Source organism: Parapedobacter sp. 2B3 (genome assembly GCF_041925275.1).
GTDB lineage: Bacteria > Bacteroidota > Bacteroidia > Sphingobacteriales > Sphingobacteriaceae > Parapedobacter > Parapedobacter pyrenivorans_A.
Window position 1 is genome coordinate 44,232 of the sequence record NZ_JBHEUZ010000011.1, and the last position, 23,220, is coordinate 67,451.

A 23,220-nucleotide genomic window follows, 5' to 3' on the forward strand; every position below is an offset into this window, starting at 1 on the left:
TAACATGAACAACACCCTTTCTTTTGGACACCAGGTCGTCGCTTTCAACAAACAGCTCGAATATACGGGCAACCTCCCCGACGGCTTCGCTGTCATCAACCCGTTTATCGAAAATGCCGAAACGATCCCCACCATGGAACGTTTTTACCATAAATTCTACAATGATCATAAAAAGCGGAAATTCATCATCGGCATCAATCCGAGCCGCCATGGCGCGGGGATAACCGGCGTTCCCTTCACCGATACCAAGCGGCTCAAAAGCGTATGCGGTATCGAAATGAAAACGGCGTACTCGCATGAGCCGTCGTCCGTGTATCTGTATGACGTCATCGACCAGTACGGGGGTGCACGTGCCTTTTACAACGATTTCTACATCAACTCGCCGTTTCCATTGGCCATTACCCGCCACAACGAGCGAAACAGCTGGATAAACGCGAATTATTACGATGACAAAGCGCTGTTCGAAGCATTAAAACCTTTTATGGTAACCACGTTAAAAAACCACCTCACTTTACCCATCGATGCTTCCAAGGTATATGTGCTGGGGAAAAAGAATGCGGCTTTCCTCGCTAAAATCAATGCCGAGGAACACCTATTCGGTGAATTGGTCGTACTCGAACATCCCCGGTTTATCCAGCAATACAAATCGCGCGAGAAAGCGGATTATATCCTCAAGTACCTCAACCTGCTAGCTACCTAAATCGGCTTACGTTGCTTGTTCACGCAACCATTCCTCTTGGATATGCGCTGCCTTGGGGTCATCCGCGAAGTCCCGCGGGATGTTCGACGTCATGGTTTCCGAAAATGGTGTCGTTTGCAGAATGAAATCTTCTTCATGCCCCGGTTTGCTGTAATCATAAGGCCACCGGTACACGGTAGGCAATTCACCGGGCCAATTGCCATGGAGGTGTTCCACAGGCGCAGTCCACTCCAATGTATTCGCGCGCCACGGATTCTGCACGCTTTTCTTTCCGTAAAACATCGAATGTACGAAATTCCAGAGGAAGGCAATCTGGGCCACTCCCGCCACAATAGCGGACCACGTGATGAAAATATTGACCGGCAACCAATGTTCCATGAATTCAAATTCCGTAAACGCATAGTACCGCCGCGGTACCCCATCGATTCCCATGAAGTGCATCGGGAAGAATACAAAATACGCACAGACAAAGGTTACCCAGAAATGGAGATAGCCTGATTTTTCATCCATCATCCGGCCGAAAAGTTTCGGGAACCAGTGATAGGTCCCGGCCAACATGCCGAAAATAGCCGCACACCCCATCACCAAATGGAAATGGGCCACCACGAAATAGGTGTCGTGCAGGTGGATGTCGATCGGTGCATTACCGACATAAAGCCCCGTGAGGCCCCCCGATATCAAAAACGAAACAAACCCGATGGCAAATAGCATCGCAGGCGTAAAATGGAGATTACCCCGCCAAAGCGTGGCCGTATAGTTAAACACCTTAATAGCAGAAGGCACGGCAATAATTAACGTGGTCATCATGAAAACACTACCGAGGAATGGATTCATACCCGATACGAACATGTGGTGGCCCCAAACCAAAAAGGAGAGCGTGAGGATACCGATCAACGAATAAACCATCGCATGGTATCCGAAAATCGGCTTGCGGGCATTGGTCGAAATCACCTCCGATACGATACCAAACGCCGGCAATATGGCAATATACACTTCGGGATGCCCCAAAAACCAAAACAGGTGTTCCCAAAGAATCACACTCCCACCCTCATTGGGCAAGATTTGCCCTTGGATAACCAAATCGCCGAGGTAGAAGCTCGTACCGAAGCTGCGATCGAAAATCAGCAAGACCAATCCGGCAACCAGCACCGGGAACGATAGGAGCCCTACCACCGCCGTAAGGAACAATCCCCAAACCGTGAGGGGCATCCGCCACAGGTCCATGCCCTTTGTCCGCAGATTGAGCACCGTACTGATGTAATTGAGTGACCCCATGAGCGACGACATAACAAATAAGATGACGCTAAGTAGCCAGAGGTTCATCCCCATTCCCGAGCCGGAGATGGCTTTCGGCACAGCCGATAGCGGTGGATATACGGTCCAGCCCGCACTTGCCGGGCCACTCTCCACGAAAAACGAGGCCATCAACACGATGCACGAACAGAAGAAAAACCAATACGACAGCATATTCAGAAAAGGCGATGCCATGTCGCGCGCACCGATCTGCAACGGTATCAGCAGGTTGCTGAACGTGCCACTCAGCCCGGCCGTCAGCACAAAAAACACCATGATGGTGCCGTGGATGGTGACCAATGCCAGGTAAAACTCGGGGTTTCTCCGCCCGCCCTCAGCCCATTTACCAAAAAAAACCTCCAGAATCGGGAACGACTTATCTGGCCACCCCAACTGCAGTCGAAACAGAATAGACAACAACAAGGCGAAGAAGGCCATGAAAATGGCGGTGATAAGGAATTGCTTCGCGATAACCTTATGGTCTTGGCTGAAAATGTACTTCGCAATAAAAGACTGCGATCCGGCATGAACGTGTGTCTCCATAATACCTAAATGTGTTTTAAATAATTGCCATCGTCTAGACGCGAAACGGGGAAATGGTCAAATCCACTTGGCGAGTTGGGCGACAAGATCGGAGACCCCCATATGGAAATAGCTGTCATAACTGGCAAAGCAAGCAATCGGGGGTCACCTTAATATGGTAACGCAAATGTAATAAAAGAGTTTTACATCCTTTATTGAAAACCTATGTTTGTTGAAAATATTCAGGCGCGTCTTGAGCACCCCGCCAGCTGATTAATAAAATATTCGCTATATTCGCTACCATTCGATGGAAACAAGTAGAAACCAAGTAACATAAAGTTTTATGAAGATAACCGTTGTAGGTGCCGGAGCAGTAGGTGCCACCACCGCAGACAATATTGTCCGCAGGGAACTCGCAGAAGAAGTGGTATTATTGGATATCAAAGAAGGACTGGCCGAAGGGAAGACGCAGGATATGGCTCAGACCGCCGCGCTGTTGGGATTCGACACGAAGATTACCGGCGTGACCAACGATTACAGCAAGACCGCGGGATCGACCGTTGCCGTCATCACCTCGGGCATTCCCCGGAAACCGGGAATGACACGCGAAGAACTGATCGGTACCAATGCGAACATCGTCCGGGATGTGGCAGAAAACCTGCTGAAATACTCGCCGGACATCATCTTGGTGGTGGTTTCCAACCCCATGGATACGATGACCTACCTGGCACTCAAAGCCACAGGACTACCCAAAAACCGCATCATCGGCATGGGCGGTACGCTTGACTCGTCGCGATTCCGTTACCAGTTGAGTTTACGGCTGGGCGCTTCACCGGCCGACCTCAACGCGATTGTTGTTGGTGGCCACGGCGATACCACGATGATCCCGTTGATCAACCACGCGACCTGGAACAGCTTACCCGTCACCCAATTTTTATCGGAAGAAGAGCAGGACCAGATTGTTGCGGACACCATGGTGGGTGGTGCCACATTGACCAAGCTCATCGGTACGTCTGCCTGGTATGCGCCCGGTGCCGCCACGGCGGCGGTAGTGGAGAGCATCGTACGCGACCAAAAGAAACTCTTTACCGCCTCTGTTTTCCTCGAAGGCGAGTACGGCCAGGAAGACATCAACCTCGGCGTACCGGTCGTGCTTGGCAAGGGCGGTTGGGAGCGTATCCTCGACCTCCCGCTCAGCGTGGCGGAAAAGGCAGCATTCGCGAAAAGTGCCGACGCGGTACGTACCATGAATAATGTATTGAAAGAAATCGGGGCGCTTTAGCCACATGGTAACCGTTCCACTAACTTTATTGAATCTGCAGGACGATGGCTTCCACCTTTTGTTGGAAGTCATTGTTTTTGGGCGACCGTTCAAGGCCGTCCTAGACACCGGGGCATCGAAAACGGTATTCGATAAAACGACCGTTGAAGGCCACCTCCCTGAAGACGTGGTATTAAGGCACACGGACATGGTATCAACCGGATTGGGGACGACGTCCATGCAGAGTTTTATCCTCGGTGTGCCCGACCTGCAAATCGGCGGCTTCCACCTTAAGAACCATGAAGTGGCCGTGTTGGATCTCTCCACGATCAACTTCGCTTACGAACAACTGGCTATAGACCCGGTCATCGGTGTTATCGGGGGCGATATCTTAACCAGCTACGGCGGCATCATCAATTACCGGAAATTGACCCTTACCTTGCGCCAACGGAAAATCCGGGTAACGCCAAGCCGGCCACAGCGATAAAACGGGCTTCTCTCCTATTCCGCAACCACTTCCATCGTTCCGTACATCGTTTCACCCTGTCCTGGGAACGTGCATAAAAACGGATAGCTGCCCGGCGACGACGGCACAACGAATGTCAGTTCGGCACGACGGTTAGGGTCTACCAATGCGGTCGCGAATAACACATCTTCCGTATCGGGGATATACTGGTGTTCGGGAGCCTGCCGTTCGCGCGCCAACCGCTCGGCAGCATCCCTGACCCGATCCAATGTGCCTGGTTTTACGATAACCAGGTTATGCTGCATATAGTTTGGATTGCTGAAAACGATCGTCACCGTCGAACCCGCTTTCACCACGAAGGACGGCTTATCATACAACAACTTGCCCAATTGCGCACGTACCTGGATGACCTGATCGACGGTGCCGACTTCTTTTTCGTCGGATGCCGGGCCGGCCACCGAATCGAAATGGGAAGCGTATGCTGCGGAAAACACGCGATGATGAACCCGAGTCGCTAATGCAAGGGCCTTCGCCATCCACTTGTCGTTTGCATTTTCGCTTTGATCTGCCGCACGAAAAATAGCTGCCCCTATTTCCACCGTGCCTTCAGCCTCCATCAAAGCCAGGCAGGCGGCCAATCGCACCCGTTTATCCGGGTCTTCTAACACTCCGGAAGCCAATAACGCTTCCGCAACAGCTGGTTTCGATACGGGCAATGCCTGAATGGCGGCTTTACGCACCCCGGCGGCCTTGTGGTTCAGCGCCCCGGTTACGGCATCGAGGTATTGCGGGTAATTTCCGTCCAACAATCCCAGACCAGCCAGGGTCCAAATGGCATGAAGCGCCGGACCATTCGTGTTGATGGCATCCACCGTATCTTGCTGTATAAGGTTAACCAACTCATCAGCTAACCCATCGAGCTGATGCTGTACAATCAGGCGCTGTGCCGTGAGGCGCCAAAACATATTGTCGCTCTGCAGAGCCTGCAGGAGCGATGCCGTATCATCGGCACTGACGTCAAGCATCGCAGTTGCTTTACCTTGCTCGTGGACCAAACGATAGATCCTACCCCTGAACAAATCGCGCCCAGCGGACTGGGTTGCATCCTGTCCTTCCGGCGTGTGCTGAACCAACAGGTTATACCAATCCAACACCCAAAGTGCCCCATCGGGGCCCACCTTGGCTTCTACAGGGGTAAACCAGTTATCGCTGCTGGCCAATATGTTTTTCCCATCGCCCAACTCAACAAACCCCGAGCCGTCCTGCTGCAGGATATGCCGGTGGATCAACCGGCCGGTCGGCTCACAGATAAATGCCGTCGTGTTCCAATATTCCGAAGGGAATGACCGCGCGGTATATAAATGATGCCCCGTGGCCGCAGTGAATCCGCCCTTCACGTCCAGCTGGTGGAGGTCGTCAACGATGGGGTGGATCTGATAATGTGCGGCGATGTTCTCCGTACCGCGGCCGGGCAAGCCCGCCGCACGGAAGTATCGGTCGGGAATACCTAAAAATACGCTATGTTCGTTATTCGTACAGGATGCGAAAACATCGAACTCTTCTGAAAAGCCCAGTCCCCACGTATTGTTCGACATCGGCGCGAGATACTCGAAATCACGTACCCCCTCGGCGACATCGGTATCGAAACGGAAAATGCCCTGCCCAAAAGAAACCGCCTCTCCCTCGATATCACCTTCAAAACCGGAGTACCCGACCGTTCCCCATAGTTTATTATCGATACCATACTGGAGGTTTGAAGGGCCCGCATGCGTATCAAACACGCCCCACCCCGTCATCACCACCTCCCTGGTGTCCGCCACGTCATCGCCGTCAAGATCTTTCAGGAATAAAAAATGGGGTGCCTGCGCAACGAGCACGCCGCCGTGTGTAAACGTAAACGATGTAGGAATCGTCAAGCCATCAGCAAAGACGGTGAATTCATCCGCTTTTCCATCGCCGTCGGTATCCGCACAGATGAGTATCCGATCATCGCCACCATCCGCTTGGCCGCGTATGGAGTTGGGATAGGCCACCGTCTCAATGATCCAGAGCCGCCCCTGCTCATCCCAGTTCATCGCAATGGGTTTACCGATATCCGGCTCTTGCGCGAACAGTTCCAGCCTGAATCCCGCTGGAACCTGTGCGAGTTGCATGGAGGCAAACGGCGATTGCGGCCCAGGCAAGTGGGTCGTATCGCTTGGATGAGCTCCCACCGGCCGACCGGCACCGAAAGCCAGCAAATGTCCCAGGCATAAGAAGCAAAGCAGGTTACTAATTCGCAGCAGGTACCCGTTCAAAGTAGAATACGCCTTTCTTATTGGCTATGACAACATCTAAAAGGCCATCACCATTCACATCGTCAACCACGTTATTTAAACCAACACCAGAATCTTCATCGATAATGTGCATCACCCACTCGGGCCGCTCACCCGATTCGCCGGCGATAAACTCCAGCCAGAAAAGCGTCGGCGGAAAAGACTCGCCCGGATCGTGGCCTTGATGGGCGAAGTAACGCATGCCACTCACTAAATCAAGGTCACCATCGCCATCGAAGTCGACCATCGACAATGCATGGGTTTGTGAATAATCGCTGTTGATTTCACGGAGTTTCCAGGTGGTCCTCCCTGCGGGGTCGCGCCCCTGTTCAAACCACCACATGCCATACTTGTGGGCCGACGAACTGATGACGTCGGCATAACCATCACCGTTCACATCCATCACATACATCTGTGCGCAATCCAATCCAAGTTCAGCCGGGTGGAACACCCAGTCGGGCTGGGTGGGATCTGCCGGTGCTTCCCACCAACCCTGCTTGATGACCACGTCACCACGGCCATCACCGTTGATATCGCCGAAACCAAGTCCGTGCGAAAATTGGGCCGTCCCCGGCATATTCCTGCCACTGATGGCATACCGCGTCCATGTGGTGTTGCCTTTTTCCGTGGGGCAACGGAACCACACCATTTCGCCGGTTGTCGGATCACCACACAAGATATCCTCACGGCCGTCGCCATCGATATCTACGAACGCCGGAGATTCGTTGCTTGCCGTTTTAACGATCAGCTGTTGCTCCCAATACCCCCCCTGCGTACCGGGATTCCGGTACCACCACACCTCCGTGCCGGGAAAATCCACGCGGATGTAATCCACCCATCCATCCTGATCGACGTCGATCGTAAAATTCAACATCGAATTGCTATACCCCGTGGTACCATCAAACACCTGGTCTTCTGGGTAGATGTCGTGTACGGTTTCCCACTCGGGCCCTTCAAACCATTTCGCCCCTGCAATGATGTCGATATGGCCATCTTTGTTCACATCGGCCACCGCCACCCCTTCCGAGATGAATTCGGTGGTTAGCGTATGCTTCTTAAAGTCGATGGGTGTCCCCTGTTCTTTTTTACCTGCTTCTCCGGTACAGGCCGTGGCACTCATTACCGAAAAACCAACCGCCAAAAACGAAAATCCAATACGGTTCATCATCATCCAATTATTTTTTGTCATCTGCTATACGTCTGGAAACGAAGTCTACCAGTCCCGGTAATTTAGCATTCTTTGCCAATTCGGTCGCCCGGTTCGCATCGATGCCTACCAGCGGCTCCAGTGCGTACCACACCATCAGCGGGATGTTTTGGTCGGCCGCATCTTCTTCATGCACACTGAGATTCTTTACGATATCCCACCGCTGTTCCGGTGCCATACGTTGTACCGCAGAAGCGAGATACAGCCGCACAAGCGCCGAGGTATCGCGCTTGGCGAGCGCTTCAAAGCGGCCGCGCGCATCGTCCGATACATTCTTGCCTTCCGCAATCAGCTGGATTGCCCAGCTACGCACATACTCATCGTCGTGATTCAGTAAATCCAGCGCTTGTTGATCCGAAATCCCATCGGTGACGTGCAGCGCCCACAGGGCACGCAACTTACGGGTCACGTCGGGGTTCTCGTTAAAGATTTTCCACAAGCCGGCATGCACTTCGCTGTTGCCGCCCCTTTCTTGCAATAAGCGGCGGCTGTGCACCACATAAAACTCATTTTCGTTCAGCTGGTTGGCCACCAGCTCCATATCCGTCTGCTTCGACAGATCGACCGTTACCCATTTGTCTTTTTCATGCGTAATCTTGAATATACGGCCCAGGGTTTTGTCGTGCACATCGGGGTTTGGGCTATGGCACTGGTTCTTATCGTACCAGTCGTGCACAAATACCGACCCACTCGGCGTAATCCTGAAATTAATCCACTGCGACCAGAAATCATTGGTATTGATGAAATCCTTACCGTGGCTCGCCGTGTATCCCGATCCAGCGCGTTTGGTGATATCCATATTGACGCGGAAACCGTTGATGTTGTTCATGAAAATCGCGTTCCGGTCGATGCCCCAATGTTTATTGCCCAGATAGAACATCGCGCCGGCATGGGCATGTCCGCCACCCGCGGCCGCTGACCGGAAGTTACCGGCATGCGGGCCCTGGTCGCCCAGCCAATGTACGTGGTCGGCGATTGTCTTTATATCATCGTACGTGTAGGGGTTGAAATGTTGGCCGCCTTGGCGGTGGTAGCGCGCACCCTGAATCATGTGGAACAGGTGCGGGATGACGCATACCGTGGAAAAGGCATGCCCATAGTCGTTGAAATCGACGCCCCAAGGGTTACTCGTTCCATGGGCAAAGACTTCAAACTCATGGCGCGTGGGGTGATAGCGCCATACCCCCGCATTGATGGGCGTACGTTCATTTTCTGAAGCGCCGGGCTTCCCTACATTGGAGTGCGTAAACACTCCATGGTTACCATAAAGCCAGCCATCCGGACCCCATTTAAACGTGTTGAGCGTTTCGTGCGTGTCTTCATAGCCCCACCCGTCGAGCAAAATCTTGGGTTCGCCTGCCGGTTTATCCGTTGCTGCGTCTATCGGGATAAACAACAGGTATGGTGCCGCGCCGACCCATAAGCCCCCAAATCCGATTTCGATACCACTCACCATATTGAGCCCTTCGATAAACACCTTCCGGCTGTCGAGCGTACCATTACCGTCGGTATCTTCAAAAATCAGGATACGGTCTTTTCCTTCCCCTTCGGGGGCGCGCACGGGATAGGTATGTGCTTCCACCACCCACAACCGTCCGCGGTCGTCCTGGGTAAAGGCAATCGGACGGACGATATCGGGTTCGGCGGCCGCCAGTGTCACGGTAAACCCTTCGGGAGCCTCCATCACCTTAGCAGCCTCTTCGCCCGATAGGCCCGCGTTGGGCACGAAATCGCGCGGTGGAAGGATAACGACATCATCCGGCCGTAATTCATTGGTGTAGGTGGGCCGTTCCTCATGGAAGCGGAAATCATCGAAAGAGATATGCGCCCAATGGTTATCGCCGATATAAGCTATTTCCGGTACCGTTCCACTTTCCTCATCCACCAACCGGATGAAGATGTCCTTGCCCTGCTGGCTGCCGAGGTCGACCACGACGGGTCGGAATGCCACGTGGGCGGGATCGCTTGCGTTATCTTCGTTGATATGGCCCGATATCTTGAAAAACACCGAATCGGTAGCGGCATCCACCAGCTCTACGCGGAGGCCGGCCAAAGCACCACCCGTTACTTTAAACGAGGCCCACGGATGGGTAACTTCGAACGTGGCAGAAGTCAGGGTGCCCGTAGCCTGGTAATTCAATGTACCGCCGCTGCTGACGTAATAGTCGCCCGATTGCTTCAGCACCACACTATCCGGATACCACGGCGCCGGATCGAACGTTACCGCCCGCGGACCGAACGCATTGCCACTGGCTTTCCAATCGGCCAGGTTACCGCGCTCGAAGCCGAAATTGAGCGGACGACCATCTTTACGGGGAGATACGCCCCAGTTGTCGCTAACCGGCGCTTCAAAATTTTCAACGATTTTAAAGTGTCCGCGCATCACCTGCTCGTGGCCCGGGAGTGTACAATAATACTCATCATCACCCTCGGCAATGAACACCACACTGGTTGTGTCACCCTCTTCGAGCATGGTCTCGCTTTTTACATCGTACGCTTCCAAAAAGATGTCGTGTGCCATCAGCTCACCGTTGACCAACGAGATTTTCACACGCTCGCCTTTCTTCGCACGGAGCACCGGGTTCCTTTGGCCATCGATGTCGCCGCCAACACCTGTATAGCCAATCATCTTGGCGTTCAACACGTATTCACGGTCAATCTGACCGGTATCCGAATCGGAATCTCCCGCACATGAAAGGACAATAAAAGCCCCTATCAAACAGGAGCAGAAAAGAGGAATAGATAAGCGAAATCGCATGGTTAAATCGTTATATTGTTGTATAATTTGTTCTTCATCAAAACTCGGTAATCGTCACATCACGGAGTTGAATCTTTGCCGCGCCACCGCTATGGAGCTGTATCGCAATCACGCCTTTCGACGGGATATCGGGGTCGGTTTCGATATAATCGCAGGTTTTCACCCCATTGATGTAAAGCTCATGGTGGTTGCCCCGAACCCGCACGATGTAGCTATTCCAGCCACCTTTATTGATAAAATGCTGCAGGGTACGCAGATCGCCGGCCACCAACAGCGCCCGGCGGTGCTCATCGTAAATATCGCCCCAATGTCCGTCGCCGATATCGGCTTGATAGCCTACCATGTCATCGTTTACGACGTGCGATCGGTACTGGATACCACTGTTGATAAAGCCTGTTGTTTGGTCGCCCGACAGGCGGAACAGGCACCTGAACTCAAAATCGCCGTATTCCTTGATGGTCTGCAAATACGTGTTTTTGGGCACATTGCTCATTCCGTCGCCACCCGTCAGTAAGCTATCGATAACCGACCAGTAATGAGCATCCGCCGGATCGACGGCTTGCCACCCGGTTAATGTTTCCCCATCGAACAGCACCACAGGCTGATGGAGCTGACCGTCCTTTTCGCCCGGCTGTGCACATGCCATCGAAAGACAAAGCAACGCGACCGTAAGTGCCTTGGAAGCATATATATAGTTCATCTTTGGTATACGTTAGGATATAATAAAACCAACTAGAGCAAATGTACCCCCTAAAACCAGCGGAAACTACGCATCTGCTATCTTATCCTACCTGTTTTTTATCCTCAAATAGTTGTCGATAAGACACTACATGGTTTAATTCAGTTATACCCTACGGTATTGCTCAGCGTGCCGATGGGATCGATGCGGATGTCTACGCGATCTTCCGGTTGCAAGGTAAACGCGCTCGGAGGCACTAGACAGGTGCCTGTCATCAAGAAACAACCGTTTGCAAAGCTACATTCCCGGTATAAATAACCTGCCAACTCTTCCAAAGGGCGTTTGATACGGTTGATTTTCACAGCATCGTGGAACACCACCTGTCCGTCACGCACAATATCCATCTCAATCCGTGTTTCTGCGTCGAGAGGAAACTGCGGAACATACAAGCACGGGCCCAATGCGGCACTGCGATCATATACCTTTGCTTGGGGCAGGTACAGCGCATTTTCCCCCTCAATGCTACGGGAGCTCATGTCGTTACCCACGGTATAGCCCTGGATGCTGCCATACGTATTGATAAAGAGCGTCAATTCGGGTTCAGGGACATCCCATGCTGAGTCTTTCCGGATACTCACCGGTTGCCCATGACCCGATACCCGGTGGGGTAGCGCCTTGAAGAATAATTCAGGCCGTTCGGCACGGTAAACGCGGTCGTATAGGTCGGCGCCGCCGGAGCTACTTGACTCCTCCATGCGTGCCTCCATACTCCTGAAATACGTCACGCCGGCAGCCCACACCTCTTGGCTACCAATGGGTGGGAGCAATTCTTGCGTTATCCAAGATTGTGCCTCGGATTCGCTAATCCGCTGCATGGCGGGTACCGCTTCGCGGAGATGCCTGTAAAGGTCATCGCGGTTGATTACGCTGTCCCAATCATCGGCCAGCAGGTAATAAGTTTCATCTACATCTAATAATACACCCCGTAAAAGTTTATATAACTTCATAACAATACCAATAGGTTTATACTCCCGTAGGCAGTAAAGTTATACAGTTTTTCGAGAACGCCTATACCCAAGCCGAAAAATTGCGGGCAAGCCGGCATCGGCATACGGGTGCAGCACGAGCACGTAGGAATAAACGGAACAGGTCGGGGCAGATTTCAAATAGGCAGGGGTGTCTTCGTATGGGACGGAAAACGACCTTTTAAGACACCCCTCGTTTTGTTGTTTTGTTTAAGCCTTAGGTGCGGCATTCTGAGCCTTGGAAGCATCCAGGGCAATGGCCGACTTGTCGAAACGGATCTTCACACCGCCACCCACATCCAGCAGGAAGGAAGTTTCGGATATCTCAACGATGCGGCCGTGGATACCTGCCGATGTGACCACGCGGTCATTTTCCTTCAGTTCTTCGATATACTTCTTGTGGTCTTTTGCTTTTTTCATCTGTGGCCTGATCATAAAGAAATAAAAAACCACGATGATAAGGATCATCGGCAAGAACCCCATGATCCCGCCCGCTCCGCCGGCACCGCCAGCTTGCAATAAAATTGTTGATGTAATCATTTGTTTGTTATTTGCTCTTTGTTATTTGCTTTTTGCTCTTTGCTTACAGCCCACTATCGATTATCCATCAATTATCAACTGTCAGTTATCCACTACCAACCGTTCACTTCTCCACCTCGCCCCTCAGATGCAACGAGGTATGGGTAGTAGCTGCGTTGGATGTAACGGTTATTACTTTATGTTGCTTGCCCAGTTGCCCGGTGCTGTTGAACACTACCTTTACAAGACCTTCCTCTCCGGGAGCAATCGGGTTTTTCGAATATTCGGGGGTTGTACACCCGCATGAAGCCTGCACATTCGAGACGATCAACGGCGAGCTACCGGTATTGGTAAACCGAAATTCGTGTTCCACTTTCTCACCCTCTTTCACTATACCGAAATCGTAAGCGTCATCTGTCACTTCGAGCACCGCGCCGCTCGAATCAGCACCGGGAATGATCGTTTGGCCAACAGGTTGTTTACCCACCTGTTCCATCGGTATATCGGCCGCTTCCGTTTCGTCTTGGTTTTGGCTGCTATTGCATGCTGCCAGCAGTGTCACACTTACAAGAAATAAAGGTATCCATTTCATGATGCACAATTTTTATAGTTGATGAATGCGTACGTTTTAGTTAACAGTGAACAGCACAACTTGTTTCCTATTGCACAAGTCCCCGCCCCGACTTCCGTATCCGCCCCGCCGTTTGCAGTTCATTCAATATCTTGTCCAGCACGCCGTTGATAAATGTGTTGCTCCTGGCTGTACTGAATACTTTCGATATTTCAATATATTCGTTGATGGTCACCTTTACGGGAATGGTCGGGAAATTGAGCAATTCACAAATCGCCATGCGCATCAACAGGTTATCCAGCAGTGCAATCCGGTCGGATTCCCAATTTTTTGTCTTCGAAGCAATCAATTGTTGGTATTCCTCGGCATACCGGATGGAATGGGTTAGCAAGTCGATAATGAACGGACGATCCTCGTCCCAGTTGGGCGTCAAATCTGCCAGGCTGCTTTGGCCCGGCACTTCACTATCAAAGTTCTTGAGCGTTTTTGCCACCATTGCCTGCAACACCTCTTTATCTACCTGCCAGTTGATAAACTTTTCCTCAAACGCCTGCTCAATCGATGGTGCCTTCAGGATAATCTTCCGGAAGATATATTTGATAATATCCTTTTCTGCCGCCAAGGATCGGTCTTCTTGCTCCAGATAGGCCGCATACGCCTCGGTATCTTTCAACTGGAGAAACACCGAACGGACAATCTCAGGATCGAAATTCCACGACACTTTATATCGTTTCACATCATCCCTGTACCGATCGTTGTGCCGGAGGAGTTCGATAAACGTATTCGTATACAATCGCGTATTGGGCGACAGGTCGGCCGCCGATGGAAGGAATTTGTTGGCCCGTTCGTCCGCATCGACCCGTACGTAGTCAGACACCTCATCCAAGAGGTTCAGAGCCCATATATACATTTCATACACCTGATCCACGCTCTTGAGCAGTGCTTTCTCAAACGTAGTGACCCGCTTATCCTCCGATAGTTGGTACGCGTACAGCGTCTGTAATACTTTTACCCGCAGGTGCCTTCTATTTAACATATTGATATAAAGAACGACTCGATAAAAAATACCGATATCTTGTTTTATTTTATCGCTTAATTTTACGTATATCGGCTATCCGTGCTTCGGCCAGCTGATTTGCGGCTTGATTGGGAGCCACGTTGCCGCTTATCGATTTACGCAACACGGAACGGGTGGTTTCGTAGATAGTCTCGGTAAGCGCTGCTGTGCGCGATACGCCGTAACCTGCAATTTCGGAATAACAGCTGATCAGTCCTCCGGCATTGATCAAGTAGTCGGGCGCATAGAGGATGTCTTTATCCATCAACAACTGCGCATCTTCCGCTTCATTCCGCAATTGATTGTTTGCAGACCCAGCAATAATACGGCACCGCATTTTGGCAATCGTTTCTTTATTGACCGTTCCGCCGAATGCACACGGCGCATACACATCCACATCCAGTTCGTAGATATTGTTATTGGCCACGGGCACCGCTTTATACTTATTTGCCACTTCTACCATGCGTTCTTCCACAATGTCACTCACATACACTTTTGCATTCTCTTCGCGCAGCAAGGCAATCAACTGTTCGCCTACATTGCCCGCTCCTTGTACAGCCACGGTACGGCCCGCCAGGCTATCGTTGCCGAAGCGTTCTTTCAATGATGCCTTTATGCCATAATAGACGCCCTTCGCCGTAAACGGCGCCGAATCGCCGCTTCCCCCGAGGGATTTGGGCAAACCGGCGACGTGCTCGGTTTCCATCCGTATAAATTCCATATCGCGTGGGGTTGTCCCAATATCAAGGGATGCGATGAATGTGCCGCCCAACTCTTCCACAAATTGCCCGAACCGCCGGAGCAACGCCTCATTCTTTTGGGTGCGGTGGTCGCCGATAATCGCGGCGTTCCCACCGCCAAGGTTCACACCGGCTACCGCAGCCTTATAGGTCATCCCCCTGGATAGGCGCAACACATCATCGATGGCTTCGTCCGTATGTTGGTAGGGCAACATCCGTACCCCTCCTATTGCAGGCCCCAGCGTGGTATCGTGGACCGCAATGACCGCCTGCAATCCCACAGCCTCGTCATTACAGAAAACAAGTTTCTGGTGGCCGAACTGTGCCATCAATTTAAAGGATGAATTGTCTTTGGTAGGTACGGACATAAAAACAACGATAAGCCGTTACGTAATCTGCAATATCGGGGCAAACTTAGCAAAAAAATTATGCATATAATCAACCGCGCGAAACATTTCGTATTTTTGTCAACTTTCGATATGAAACACCTCGCGCACCTCAATAAGTACTTTTACAAATACCGTTGGCGGATGATTCCCGGCATTATCTTCGTCATCTTATCCAATTATTTCGGTGTGTTGCCTGCACAGGTGATCCGTATCGCCTTTGATCTGGTCAAAGAGAACATCAGCATGTACCGGCTTTTCGATGGATTTGACCGCCAGCAGCTGGTCTATGAGATTTTCGGCTACTGCCTGCTGTTGTTCGGGGCCCTTGTGTTGCTCCTAGCGCTCATCCGCGGTATTTTCCTTTTTTTGATGCGGCAAACCATCATCCTTACTTCCAGGCACATCGAGTACGACCTCAAAAACGAGATATACAGCCATTACCAGCAACTGGATATGGCGTTTTACCGCCGCAACAATACGGGCGACCTGATGAACCGGGTAACGGAGGACGTAAATCGCGTGCGCTCGTACCTCGGCCCAGCTGTGATGTATTCCATCAATACGGTGGTGCTTTCCATCATGGTAATTGCGGCGATGATCAGCGTCAACCCCACGCTGGCACTGTATGCGCTGATGCCCATCCCGGTACTGTCGGCCATCCTGCTGGTAGTCAACAAAATCATCAACCGGCGCAGTGAACGCATCCAGCAGCAACTATCTACGCTTTCGTCGTTTGTACAGGAGACCTTCTCGGGCATCCGCGTAATAAAGACCTACAACCGGGAAACCGATAAAATGGACCGATTTACCGAGGAGAGCAATACCTACCGACATGCCTCGCTGGCACTGGTGAAAACGGAAGCCATCTTCTTCCCCCTCATCCTCCTTTTGATTGGGCTGAGCACCGTCATTACGGTATACGTGGGCGGACTGGAAGTGGCCAAGGGCACTATCACATCGGGGAATATTGCCGAGTTTATCATCTACGTAAACCAACTGACATTCCCAGCGATGGCGCTGGCGTGGGTCACGTCACTCATCCAACGGGCCGCCGCCTCACAGAAGCGCATCAATGAATTCCTTCGCACACAGCCCGAAATCACGTCGGCCGCAACCGGGGCATCGTTCCAAGCTGCCGGCCACATCCAATTTGAACACGTCAGCTTCACTTATCCCGACACCGGCATACAGGGCCTCCATGATGTATCGTTCGAAGTAAAACCAGGCGAAGTGCTCGCCATCGTAGGCAAAACAGGCTCGGGAAAATCTACCTTGGCCAACCTCCTCCTGCGGATGTACGATGTACAGGCTGGAACGATCCGCGTTGATGGTCATGATATCCGGATGTTGCCATTGCAGGCGTATCGTAGCCAGATCGGCTTTGTACCGCAAGATGTATTCCTGTTTTCTGACTCTATCGCCAACAACATCGCCTTTGGAGTTGACACGGCGGACATGGGCGAGGTGGAAAATGCGGCGAAACAAGCCGCGGTATACCAAAATATTGCTGCATTCGAAAACGGCTTTGAAACCACTATTGGCGAACGGGGCATCACACTCTCCGGTGGCCAGAAACAACGGGTTTCCATTGCCCGGGCCTTGATCAAAAAACCGCAGATGCTTATTTTTGACGATTGCCTATCGGCTGTGGATACCAAGACCGAGGAAGAAATCCTGCGTAACCTCAGTGTAGCCATGGACGGCAAAAGTACCATCTTCATCGCCCACCGGGTTTCAACCATCAAAAATGCCGACCATATCCTGGTATTGGATGAAGGCCGCGTGATCGAACAGGGCAGCCACGAGGAGTTGCTGGCGATGCAGGGCAGCTACCACGAACTGTACGAGAAGCAACTGCTGGAAGAGGAGGCATAAAAAAACCACCGGCCGGAATCCGACGGTGGTTTCTTTAATTTTTATGGATTAAAGCTCAGGCTTCCTTACCGCCGTCAAGCTCGTCTTGCCACTTCTTCAACTCCTCAAACTTGCCTTCGGCGGCCAGCTTGGCTTGTTCGGGCCACGTATCGGTTACAGCTGTATTGAATTGGTCGCCGGCATCTGCCAACGTCGCTTTCAACTCCTCAGCAGATTTGGCAGCCACACTGGCAAAATCAGCAATCCCTGCGGCAGTCAGTACCTCGGCAATCTTAGGGCCTATACCTTCAATAACGGTCAGGTCATCCGCTTTCACTTTAGCCGTCTTTTTAGGTGCTGCCTTTTCCTTCTTTTCCACCTCCTTGCTGTCGTCAGCGGCGGCAGGAGTCGCTTCGGCCTCAGCTTTTGCAGCCTTTTTGGCTACCGGCTTCTCTTCCTTTACAGCTACTTTAGCCTTTGGTTCGGCAACAGCCACCGTCTCCTCTTCAAACGGCAATACCGAAACGAACGATTTGTTGTTGGCTTTCTTACGGAATACCACCTTACCATCGATCAGCGCGAACAGTGTATGGTCTTTGCCCATTCCCACGTTCACGTCAGGGTGATGTTGTGTACCCCGTTGGCGAACGATGATATTTCCGGCGATGGCACGCTGGCCCCCGAATATTTTCACCCCTAAACGTTTGCTATGTGACTCACGGCCGTTCTTCGAACTACCTGCACCTTTTTTATGTGCCATGTCTTATCTCTTATTTATAGTGGGCCGCTGCCCAGTTAAACAATTCAGTTTATAATGCGATGCCAGTGATTTCGATTTTGGTGAATTGCTGGCGGTGCCCGTTTTTCTTCTTGTAACCCTTGCGGCGTTTTTTCTTGAAAACGATTACCTTATCACCTTTTAAATGCGACAAAATCTTAGCCGAAACCTTGGCACCCTTTACCGTAGGCGTGCCCACGGTAAACTTACCGCCATCTTCTGCTAACAATACATTGTCAAATTCAATACTAGCGCCCTCATCTCCTTGCAGACGATGTACAAAGAGCTGCTGGTCTTTTGCAACTTTGAATTGCTGTCCGGCTATATTTACTATTGCGTACATTGTTAATGAATTAATAAATAAACTATCTCTTAAAATTCGAAGCGCAAAGATAGGACTTTTGTTTTGATATCAAAAACTTTATACATAAATTTGCAACCCGTTTTGAAACGGAACAGTGTTAATAAATTTTAGATTTTTAAAGGAAAGTATGCAACAGTACGAAACCGTTATCATTCTTACCCCGTTGCTTTCTGAGGAAGTATCGAAGGAGGCCATTGCCAAATTCCGTAACATCCTCACCGAAGGCGGAGCCGAAATTGTCCACGAAGACAATTGGGGTTTGAAAAAATTAGCGTATCCGATTGAGAAAAAAACAACCGGATTCTATCACCTCATCGAATTCAAGGCTCCCGGTGAATTAATCAGTAAACTGGAAATTGAATACAAGCGCGATGAGCGGGTAATGCGTTTCCTAACCATCCGATTGGATAAGCACGCCCTTGCTTACAACGAGAAGAAGCGTAGCGGTGCTTTCAACAAAAAGGCCGAAGCGCCCAAAACTGAGGAGGTAGCAAACTAATGGCAAAAGAACAGATCCAATACGTGACCGCTCCCAAGGTGGAGGACACACGCAAAAAATATTGCCGTTTCAAGAAAAACGGCATCAAATACATCGATTATAAAGATGCGAACTTCCTGTTGAAGTTTGTCAATGATCAAGGCAAAGTATTACCCCGCCGGCTTACCGGTACGTCGTTGAAATTCCAACGCAAGGTTGCCCAGGCGGTCAAACGCGCACGCCATATCGGCCTGTTGCCTTATGTTGCTGATTCATTAAAATAGGGAGGTAAACGTCATGGAAGTAATTTTAAAGCAAGATATCAAGAAACTGGGCGAAAAGGACGATGTCGTAACCGTAAAACCCGGTTACGGACGCAATTACCTCATCCCGCAAGGGTTTGCTGAATTGGCAACCTCATCGGCAAAGAAGGTATTGGCAGAAAATATCCGCCAAGCCCAGTTCAAGCAAGACAAAATCAAGAAAGACGCTACCGAATTAGCGGCTAAGCTTGAAGGCTTGAAACTGACCATCGGCGCCAAAGCTGGCGAAAGTGGCAAGATTTTCGGATCGGTCAACAGCATCCAAGTGGCCGATGCCCTCAAAAAGCAGGGCATTGACGTGGACCGCCGCCGCATTACGTTCGAGGAAGACCCCAAAGTACTGGGCGAATATGTAGCAAACCTCAACCTGCACAAGGAAGTAAAAGTACAGGTGCCTTTTGAGGTTGTAGCGGAATAACATCCGGTTACCATTGCAATAAAGAGAGGATGTCTTAGTCGGCATCCTCTTTTTTTTTGTCCAATTTGTAGATTTACTTGAATATTACGGGAAAAAACAGCATATTTAAATCGTCCCGGCATTGTGCCATTGCGACCTTATACACCTACGGTTTTGATTTTAGCTGTCGTCAAAGAAACCAAGACATCCGAACGCCGGGTAGCCCTTACCCCCGATACGGCCAAGACACTGGTAAAAGCCGGTTTCACCTGTACGGTGGAAGCTGGGGCAGGAACGGCATCGGGATTTGAGGATACCGATTACGAGGCGGCCGGCGTAGAGGTATTGCCGGGCAAGGAAACGATCCTGGGGCGCACCGATGTATTACTTAAAGTAAATGCGCCCACGGCAGCGGAACTCGAAATGCTCCGCGAAGGGAGTGCTACCCTTTCGTTCCTTTACGCGCACACGGTCCCTGAACTGCTCGACATCTATATCAACAAGCGGATGTCGGCATTCGCCATGGACGCGATACCCCGCATATCGCGTGCGCAAAAGATGGATGCGCTGAGTTCACAAGCTAACCTGGCCGGCTATAAGGCTGTGCTCCTAGGAGCCAACGCGCTGGGGAAAATCTTCCCATTGATGATGACCGCCGCGGGCACCATCCGGCCCGCCAAAGTACTCATATTCGGCGCGGGCGTAGCCGGACTACAGGCCATTGCCACCGCCAAACGGCTGGGGGCTGTGGTAGAAGTTACCGACGTACGGGCCGAAACCAAAGAACAGGTGGAATCACTCGGCGGGCGATTCCTGCAGGTCGCAGGCAACGGTGTAGAGACCACCGGCGGCTACGCACGGGAAGTATCCGCCGAATACCTGAAAAAACAAAAAGAACTGGTGACCAAGCACGTTGCCGACGCTGACCTGGTCATCACCACCGCATTGGTCATCGGCAAAAAAGCCCCCATACTCCTTACGCAGGAGATGGTAAAAACCATGAAACGCGGGTCAGTCATCGTCGACATGGCCGTTGAATCGGGGGGCAACTGCGAACTCAGCGAACCCGGAAGGACCGTCATTAAACACGGAGTGAGTATCCTAGGCGAAACAAACCTCCCTGCGTTGCTGCCCGTCAACGCAAGCGAATTGTATGCCCGCAATATCAGCACCTTATTATTCCACCTCGTCGACAGCGACGGGTTCAAATGGGACCTGGATGAAGAAATCACCAAAGGATCACTAATTACCCATCAAGGCGAGTTGGTGCATGCATTCACGAAAGAACTACTAAACACAACCGCATGACAACGGACACGTTACTCATCTTACTGTATATTTTTGTATTGGCGGGTTTTGTGGGCTTCGAGCTCATATCCAAAGTACCCCCTACCCTGCACACACCCTTGCTTTCGGCCACCAATGCCGTCGCCGGTATTACCATCGTAGGTGCCCTTTTAGCTGCAGGCACACTGGGCTGGTCTACCAGCAAGCTGCTCGGTATAGCGGCCCTGTTCTTGGCAACCCTCAACGTGGTGAGCGGCTACGTGGTTACCGATCGGATGTTACGGATGTTTAAACGGAAGAAATGACATGGAAGCCTCCTTGCTGATACGCATATCCTACCTCATCGCCGCTGTGCTCTTCATTGTTGGTATTAAATTGCTGGGCAAGCCCAGCACGGCCCGTACGGGCAATTCGCTCTCCGCCGCCGCCATGCTTATTGCCATCGCCGCGACGCTGCTGGACCAGCAGGTACTTAGCTACACCGAAATTGCGGTGACCATCCTCATTGCCTCCACACTCGGCGTCTATGCAGCGCGCAAGGTAGCCATGACGGCCATGCCCGAAATGATTGCGTTGCTCAACGGATTCGGCGGTCTGGCCTCCGCACTGGTATCCACTTCGGAATACTGGCGCATGACCCAAGAGGGCAACTTTGAAGCCATCCATTCGGCTATTGGCATCAGTATGGCGCTTAGCATCGTCATCGGGGCGATTACCTTTTCCGGTTCGATGATCGCCTTCGGTAAGCTCAGGGGTGTCGTTAGCGGCAAGTCTGTTACCTTCGGTGGGCAGCACGTGCTGAATGCCGCGCTGCTGTGCGCGGCCATTGCCTGCTCGGTCCTATTGGTGCTCCAACTGCAAACCCACGGCTGGACAATCGGCCTGCTTGCTATCGCCTTGGTATTGGGTATATTGGCCGTCATCCCCATCGGCGGGGCCGATATGCCCGTCGTCATCGCCCTGCTCAATTCATACACAGGCATCGCCGCAGCGGCCACCGGATTTGTGTTGAATAACCACATGCTCATCATCACCGGGGCGCTAGTCGGCACCGCAGGGCTCATCCTTACGCAGATCATGTGCAAAGCCATGAACCGATCGCTCATCAACGTAGTGTTAGGCGGCTTCGGGCAAACTACAGGCACGGCCGAAACGGAGGCCAGTGACATCGTGGTGAAGGAAATCGGCGTGGAAGAAAGCGCCATGCTCTTTGATTCGGTCTCTTCCGTTATTATCGTACCGGGTTATGGCATGGCCGTAGCCCAAGCGCAGCATGCCGTGCGCGAACTTTCCGAGCTGCTCGAAGCGCGGGAGATTTCGGTCAAATTCGCGATCCACCCGGTTGCGGGCCGTATGCCGGGCCATATGAACGTGTTGCTCGCCGAAGCCAACATCCCTTATGACAAATTGGCGGAAATGGAGCGTATCAACGACGAGTTTGCCGCCACGGACATCGCGCTGATCATCGGCGCCAACGACGTAGTCAACCCAGCAGCCAAGACGAACGCCAACAGCCCTATTTTCGGGATGCCCGTACTCCATGTAGAGAATGCGCAGACGATTATCGTGTGCAAGCGCGGGATGAGCGCCGGCTACGCAGGCATTGAAAATGAATTGTTCGGCTACCCCAACTGCCTGATGTTATTCGGCGATGCAAAAGCGACAATCACGGAGGTAGTGGGCCAGCTGAAGGAGATGGGGTAAGGAAGCCTGGGAAAGCGCTAAAACCTTCATTTTTCGGTTACGAGCCCTCCGGACCTACCAACGCTTGATGTGACTACACGCCTCTCTGATTTCGGTAGTAGCCAGCAAACCGTCCTGCTCATTGGTTCGGACGTAGATTTCGGTGTCCGCTACACGTACAATCGCGCCAACAATGGGTTGGTCCGTGGCGGCGTCGACCACGGTACCTGGATATGGAGCGGTTTATTAACGGCCAGTGACAACAGGAAAAAAAGCACCTCACAACTACTAAAAAAAGGGAAACTTATCGACGTCTCTTCTAATTTTATTGAACAATTGATAGAACTACGCCCTCCTTCCTCTGACCTATCTTCGACGAACATTTCGGGGTTCCATTTCGCAATGGGCACCCGCCCTATTGGCTAACACCTCCTACTACTAAGCGTGTTCGGACACCCTAAAATTATCGTCCATGCCGGCGTATACGAAAAACGGGCACCCATATATCATGGGCACCCGTTCTGTTATTATTCACGTACATCGTCAGCTCATCC

Annotated in this window: 23 protein-coding genes; 11 read left to right on the plus strand and 12 right to left on the minus strand. The window is 51.6% G+C overall.

The annotated features are described in order from the left end of the window. The first annotated feature begins 4 nt into the window (after positions 1-4). A complete protein-coding gene (locus ACEVG1_RS13320) occupies positions 5-700 on the plus strand; it encodes an SMUG2 DNA glycosylase family protein (RefSeq protein WP_374744220.1) in 696 nt (231 codons plus the stop codon). Between the two features lie 6 nt (positions 701-706). Here the strand turns inward: ACEVG1_RS13320 and ACEVG1_RS13325 are convergent, their stop codons facing one another. Next, on the minus strand, positions 707-2,536 hold the full coding sequence (locus tag ACEVG1_RS13325) for a cbb3-type cytochrome c oxidase subunit I (RefSeq protein WP_374744222.1): 1,830 nt from the start codon (positions 2,534-2,536) through the stop codon (positions 707-709). A 322-nt stretch (positions 2,537-2,858) separates the two neighbouring features. On the opposite strand from ACEVG1_RS13325, the gene ACEVG1_RS13330 reads away from it, so the two are divergent. Both ACEVG1_RS13330 and ACEVG1_RS13335 read left to right on the plus strand, forming a co-directional pair. Then, positions 2,859-3,797 carry a malate dehydrogenase gene (locus ACEVG1_RS13330; protein ID WP_374744224.1) on the plus strand — a complete coding sequence of 313 codons (939 nt, stop codon included), beginning with the start codon at positions 2,859-2,861 and terminating at the stop codon, positions 3,795-3,797. 4 nt (positions 3,798-3,801) lie between these two features. Next, positions 3,802-4,263, plus strand: coding sequence for an aspartyl protease family protein (locus ACEVG1_RS13335; RefSeq protein WP_374744225.1), 462 nt, complete (start codon positions 3,802-3,804; stop codon positions 4,261-4,263). Between the two features lie 14 nt (positions 4,264-4,277). On the opposite strand, the gene ACEVG1_RS13340 is transcribed toward ACEVG1_RS13335, so the two are convergent. From ACEVG1_RS13340 to ACEVG1_RS13380, 9 genes are all read right to left on the minus strand, one after another. Continuing rightward, complete coding sequence (locus ACEVG1_RS13340) at positions 4,278-6,395, minus strand: PVC-type heme-binding CxxCH protein (protein WP_374744227.1); 2,118 nt, start codon at positions 6,393-6,395, stop codon at positions 4,278-4,280. 118 nt (positions 6,396-6,513) lie between these two features. Beyond that, the gene (locus tag ACEVG1_RS13345) at positions 6,514-7,746 is read right to left on the minus strand and encodes an FG-GAP repeat domain-containing protein (protein WP_374744229.1); all 1,233 of its coding nucleotides are present in this window, start codon (positions 7,744-7,746) and stop codon (positions 6,514-6,516) included. Further along, the gene (locus ACEVG1_RS13350) at positions 7,733-10,522 is read right to left on the minus strand and encodes a PVC-type heme-binding CxxCH protein (protein ID WP_374744230.1); all 2,790 of its coding nucleotides are present in this window, start codon (positions 10,520-10,522) and stop codon (positions 7,733-7,735) included. Before ACEVG1_RS13350 ends, ACEVG1_RS13345 begins: the two co-directional genes overlap by 14 nt. Positions 10,523-10,559: 37 nt before the next feature. Beyond that, complete coding sequence (locus ACEVG1_RS13355) at positions 10,560-11,222, minus strand: DUF1080 domain-containing protein (protein WP_374744231.1); 663 nt, start codon at positions 11,220-11,222, stop codon at positions 10,560-10,562. 140 nt (positions 11,223-11,362) lie between these two features. Next, the gene (locus ACEVG1_RS13360) at positions 11,363-12,208 is read right to left on the minus strand and encodes a fumarylacetoacetate hydrolase family protein (RefSeq protein WP_374744232.1); all 846 of its coding nucleotides are present in this window, start codon (positions 12,206-12,208) and stop codon (positions 11,363-11,365) included. Positions 12,209-12,436: 228 nt separating this feature from the next. Further along, a complete protein-coding gene (gene yajC, locus ACEVG1_RS13365) occupies positions 12,437-12,763 on the minus strand; it encodes a preprotein translocase subunit YajC (protein WP_374744347.1) in 327 nt (108 codons plus the stop codon). Positions 12,764-12,869: 106 nt separating this feature from the next. Beyond that, positions 12,870-13,337: a DUF1573 domain-containing protein gene (locus tag ACEVG1_RS13370; RefSeq protein ID WP_374744233.1), complete on the minus strand. Its 468-nt coding sequence runs from the start codon at positions 13,335-13,337 to the stop codon at positions 12,870-12,872. A 67-nt stretch (positions 13,338-13,404) separates the two neighbouring features. Further along, positions 13,405-14,352 (minus strand): transcription antitermination factor NusB, encoded by a 948-nt coding sequence (nusB, locus tag ACEVG1_RS13375; RefSeq protein ID WP_374744234.1) that lies wholly within the window; start codon positions 14,350-14,352, stop codon positions 13,405-13,407. 49 nt (positions 14,353-14,401) lie between these two features. Continuing rightward, entirely contained in the window at positions 14,402-15,481 is a 1,080-nt protein-coding gene (locus ACEVG1_RS13380) for a Glu/Leu/Phe/Val dehydrogenase (protein ID WP_374744235.1), read from the minus strand. 111 nt (positions 15,482-15,592) lie between these two features. On the opposite strand from ACEVG1_RS13380, the gene ACEVG1_RS13385 reads away from it, so the two are divergent. Continuing rightward, a complete protein-coding gene (locus ACEVG1_RS13385) occupies positions 15,593-17,377 on the plus strand; it encodes an ABC transporter ATP-binding protein (protein ID WP_374744236.1) in 1,785 nt (594 codons plus the stop codon). A 55-nt stretch (positions 17,378-17,432) separates the two neighbouring features. Here ACEVG1_RS13385 and rpmA read toward each other — a convergent pair whose 3' ends face one another. Beyond that, the gene (gene rpmA / locus ACEVG1_RS13390; protein WP_374744238.1) at positions 17,433-18,116 is read right to left on the minus strand and encodes a 50S ribosomal protein L27; all 684 of its coding nucleotides are present in this window, start codon (positions 18,114-18,116) and stop codon (positions 17,433-17,435) included. A gap of 49 nt (positions 18,117-18,165) precedes the next feature. Beyond that, complete coding sequence (gene rplU, locus ACEVG1_RS13395; protein ID WP_262246337.1) at positions 18,166-18,477, minus strand: 50S ribosomal protein L21; 312 nt, start codon at positions 18,475-18,477, stop codon at positions 18,166-18,168. Between the two features lie 148 nt (positions 18,478-18,625). Here rplU and rpsF point away from each other — a divergent pair, with 148 nt between their 5' ends. From rpsF to ACEVG1_RS13430, 7 genes are all read left to right on the plus strand, one after another. Beyond that, on the plus strand, positions 18,626-18,997 hold the full coding sequence (gene rpsF, locus ACEVG1_RS13400; RefSeq protein ID WP_374744240.1) for a 30S ribosomal protein S6: 372 nt from the start codon (positions 18,626-18,628) through the stop codon (positions 18,995-18,997). Next, positions 18,997-19,260: a 30S ribosomal protein S18 gene (gene rpsR / locus ACEVG1_RS13405; RefSeq protein ID WP_262246340.1), complete on the plus strand. Its 264-nt coding sequence runs from the start codon at positions 18,997-18,999 to the stop codon at positions 19,258-19,260. The genes rpsF and rpsR overlap by 1 nt, the downstream gene beginning before the upstream one ends. A gap of 13 nt (positions 19,261-19,273) precedes the next feature. Next, entirely contained in the window at positions 19,274-19,717 is a 444-nt protein-coding gene (gene rplI, locus ACEVG1_RS13410) for a 50S ribosomal protein L9 (RefSeq protein WP_374744242.1), read from the plus strand. Positions 19,718-19,870: 153 nt separating this feature from the next. Then, complete coding sequence (locus ACEVG1_RS13415; protein ID WP_374744244.1) at positions 19,871-21,004, plus strand: Re/Si-specific NAD(P)(+) transhydrogenase subunit alpha; 1,134 nt, start codon at positions 19,871-19,873, stop codon at positions 21,002-21,004. Beyond that, complete coding sequence (locus tag ACEVG1_RS13420; RefSeq protein WP_374744245.1) at positions 21,001-21,288, plus strand: NAD(P) transhydrogenase subunit alpha; 288 nt, start codon at positions 21,001-21,003, stop codon at positions 21,286-21,288. The genes ACEVG1_RS13415 and ACEVG1_RS13420 overlap by 4 nt, the downstream gene beginning before the upstream one ends. Before the next feature lies 1 nt (position 21,289). Continuing rightward, positions 21,290-22,687: an NAD(P)(+) transhydrogenase (Re/Si-specific) subunit beta gene (locus ACEVG1_RS13425; protein WP_374744247.1), complete on the plus strand. Its 1,398-nt coding sequence runs from the start codon at positions 21,290-21,292 to the stop codon at positions 22,685-22,687. Positions 22,688-22,756: 69 nt separating this feature from the next. Continuing rightward, positions 22,757-23,092: a hypothetical protein gene (locus ACEVG1_RS13430; protein ID WP_374744249.1), complete on the plus strand. Its 336-nt coding sequence runs from the start codon at positions 22,757-22,759 to the stop codon at positions 23,090-23,092. Positions 23,093-23,220 lie beyond the last annotated feature (128 nt).

Coding starts and splice junctions, on each gene's coding strand:
- ACEVG1_RS13345 (WP_374744229.1), bottom strand. CDS start 7,746: ATGACAAAAAATAATTGGATGATGATGAACCGTATTGGATTTTCGTTT.
- ACEVG1_RS13335 (WP_374744225.1), top strand. CDS start 3,802: ATGGTAACCGTTCCACTAACTTTATTGAATCTGCAGGACGATGGCTTC.
- ACEVG1_RS13330 (WP_374744224.1), top strand. CDS start 2,859: ATGAAGATAACCGTTGTAGGTGCCGGAGCAGTAGGTGCCACCACCGCA.
- ACEVG1_RS13340 (WP_374744227.1), bottom strand. CDS start 6,395: ATGCAACTCGCACAGGTTCCAGCGGGATTCAGGCTGGAACTGTTCGCG.
- ACEVG1_RS13385 (WP_374744236.1), top strand. CDS start 15,593: ATGAAACACCTCGCGCACCTCAATAAGTACTTTTACAAATACCGTTGG.
- nusB (WP_374744234.1), bottom strand. CDS start 14,352: ATGTTAAATAGAAGGCACCTGCGGGTAAAAGTATTACAGACGCTGTAC.
- ACEVG1_RS13325 (WP_374744222.1), bottom strand. CDS start 2,536: ATGGAGACACACGTTCATGCCGGATCGCAGTCTTTTATTGCGAAGTAC.
- rpmA (WP_374744238.1), bottom strand. CDS start 18,116: ATGGCACATAAAAAAGGTGCAGGTAGTTCGAAGAACGGCCGTGAGTCA.
- ACEVG1_RS13350 (WP_374744230.1), bottom strand. CDS start 10,522: ATGCGATTTCGCTTATCTATTCCTCTTTTCTGCTCCTGTTTGATAGGG.
- ACEVG1_RS13360 (WP_374744232.1), bottom strand. CDS start 12,208: ATGAAGTTATATAAACTTTTACGGGGTGTATTATTAGATGTAGATGAA.
- rplU (WP_262246337.1), bottom strand. CDS start 18,477: ATGTACGCAATAGTAAATATAGCCGGACAGCAATTCAAAGTTGCAAAA.
- ACEVG1_RS13380 (WP_374744235.1), bottom strand. CDS start 15,481: ATGTCCGTACCTACCAAAGACAATTCATCCTTTAAATTGATGGCACAG.
- ACEVG1_RS13320 (WP_374744220.1), top strand. CDS start 5: ATGAACAACACCCTTTCTTTTGGACACCAGGTCGTCGCTTTCAACAAA.
- ACEVG1_RS13370 (WP_374744233.1), bottom strand. CDS start 13,337: ATGAAATGGATACCTTTATTTCTTGTAAGTGTGACACTGCTGGCAGCA.
- ACEVG1_RS13420 (WP_374744245.1), top strand. CDS start 21,001: ATGACAACGGACACGTTACTCATCTTACTGTATATTTTTGTATTGGCG.
- rpsR (WP_262246340.1), top strand. CDS start 18,997: ATGGCAAAAGAACAGATCCAATACGTGACCGCTCCCAAGGTGGAGGAC.
- rpsF (WP_374744240.1), top strand. CDS start 18,626: ATGCAACAGTACGAAACCGTTATCATTCTTACCCCGTTGCTTTCTGAG.
- ACEVG1_RS13355 (WP_374744231.1), bottom strand. CDS start 11,222: ATGAACTATATATATGCTTCCAAGGCACTTACGGTCGCGTTGCTTTGT.
- ACEVG1_RS13425 (WP_374744247.1), top strand. CDS start 21,290: ATGGAAGCCTCCTTGCTGATACGCATATCCTACCTCATCGCCGCTGTG.
- rplI (WP_374744242.1), top strand. CDS start 19,274: ATGGAAGTAATTTTAAAGCAAGATATCAAGAAACTGGGCGAAAAGGAC.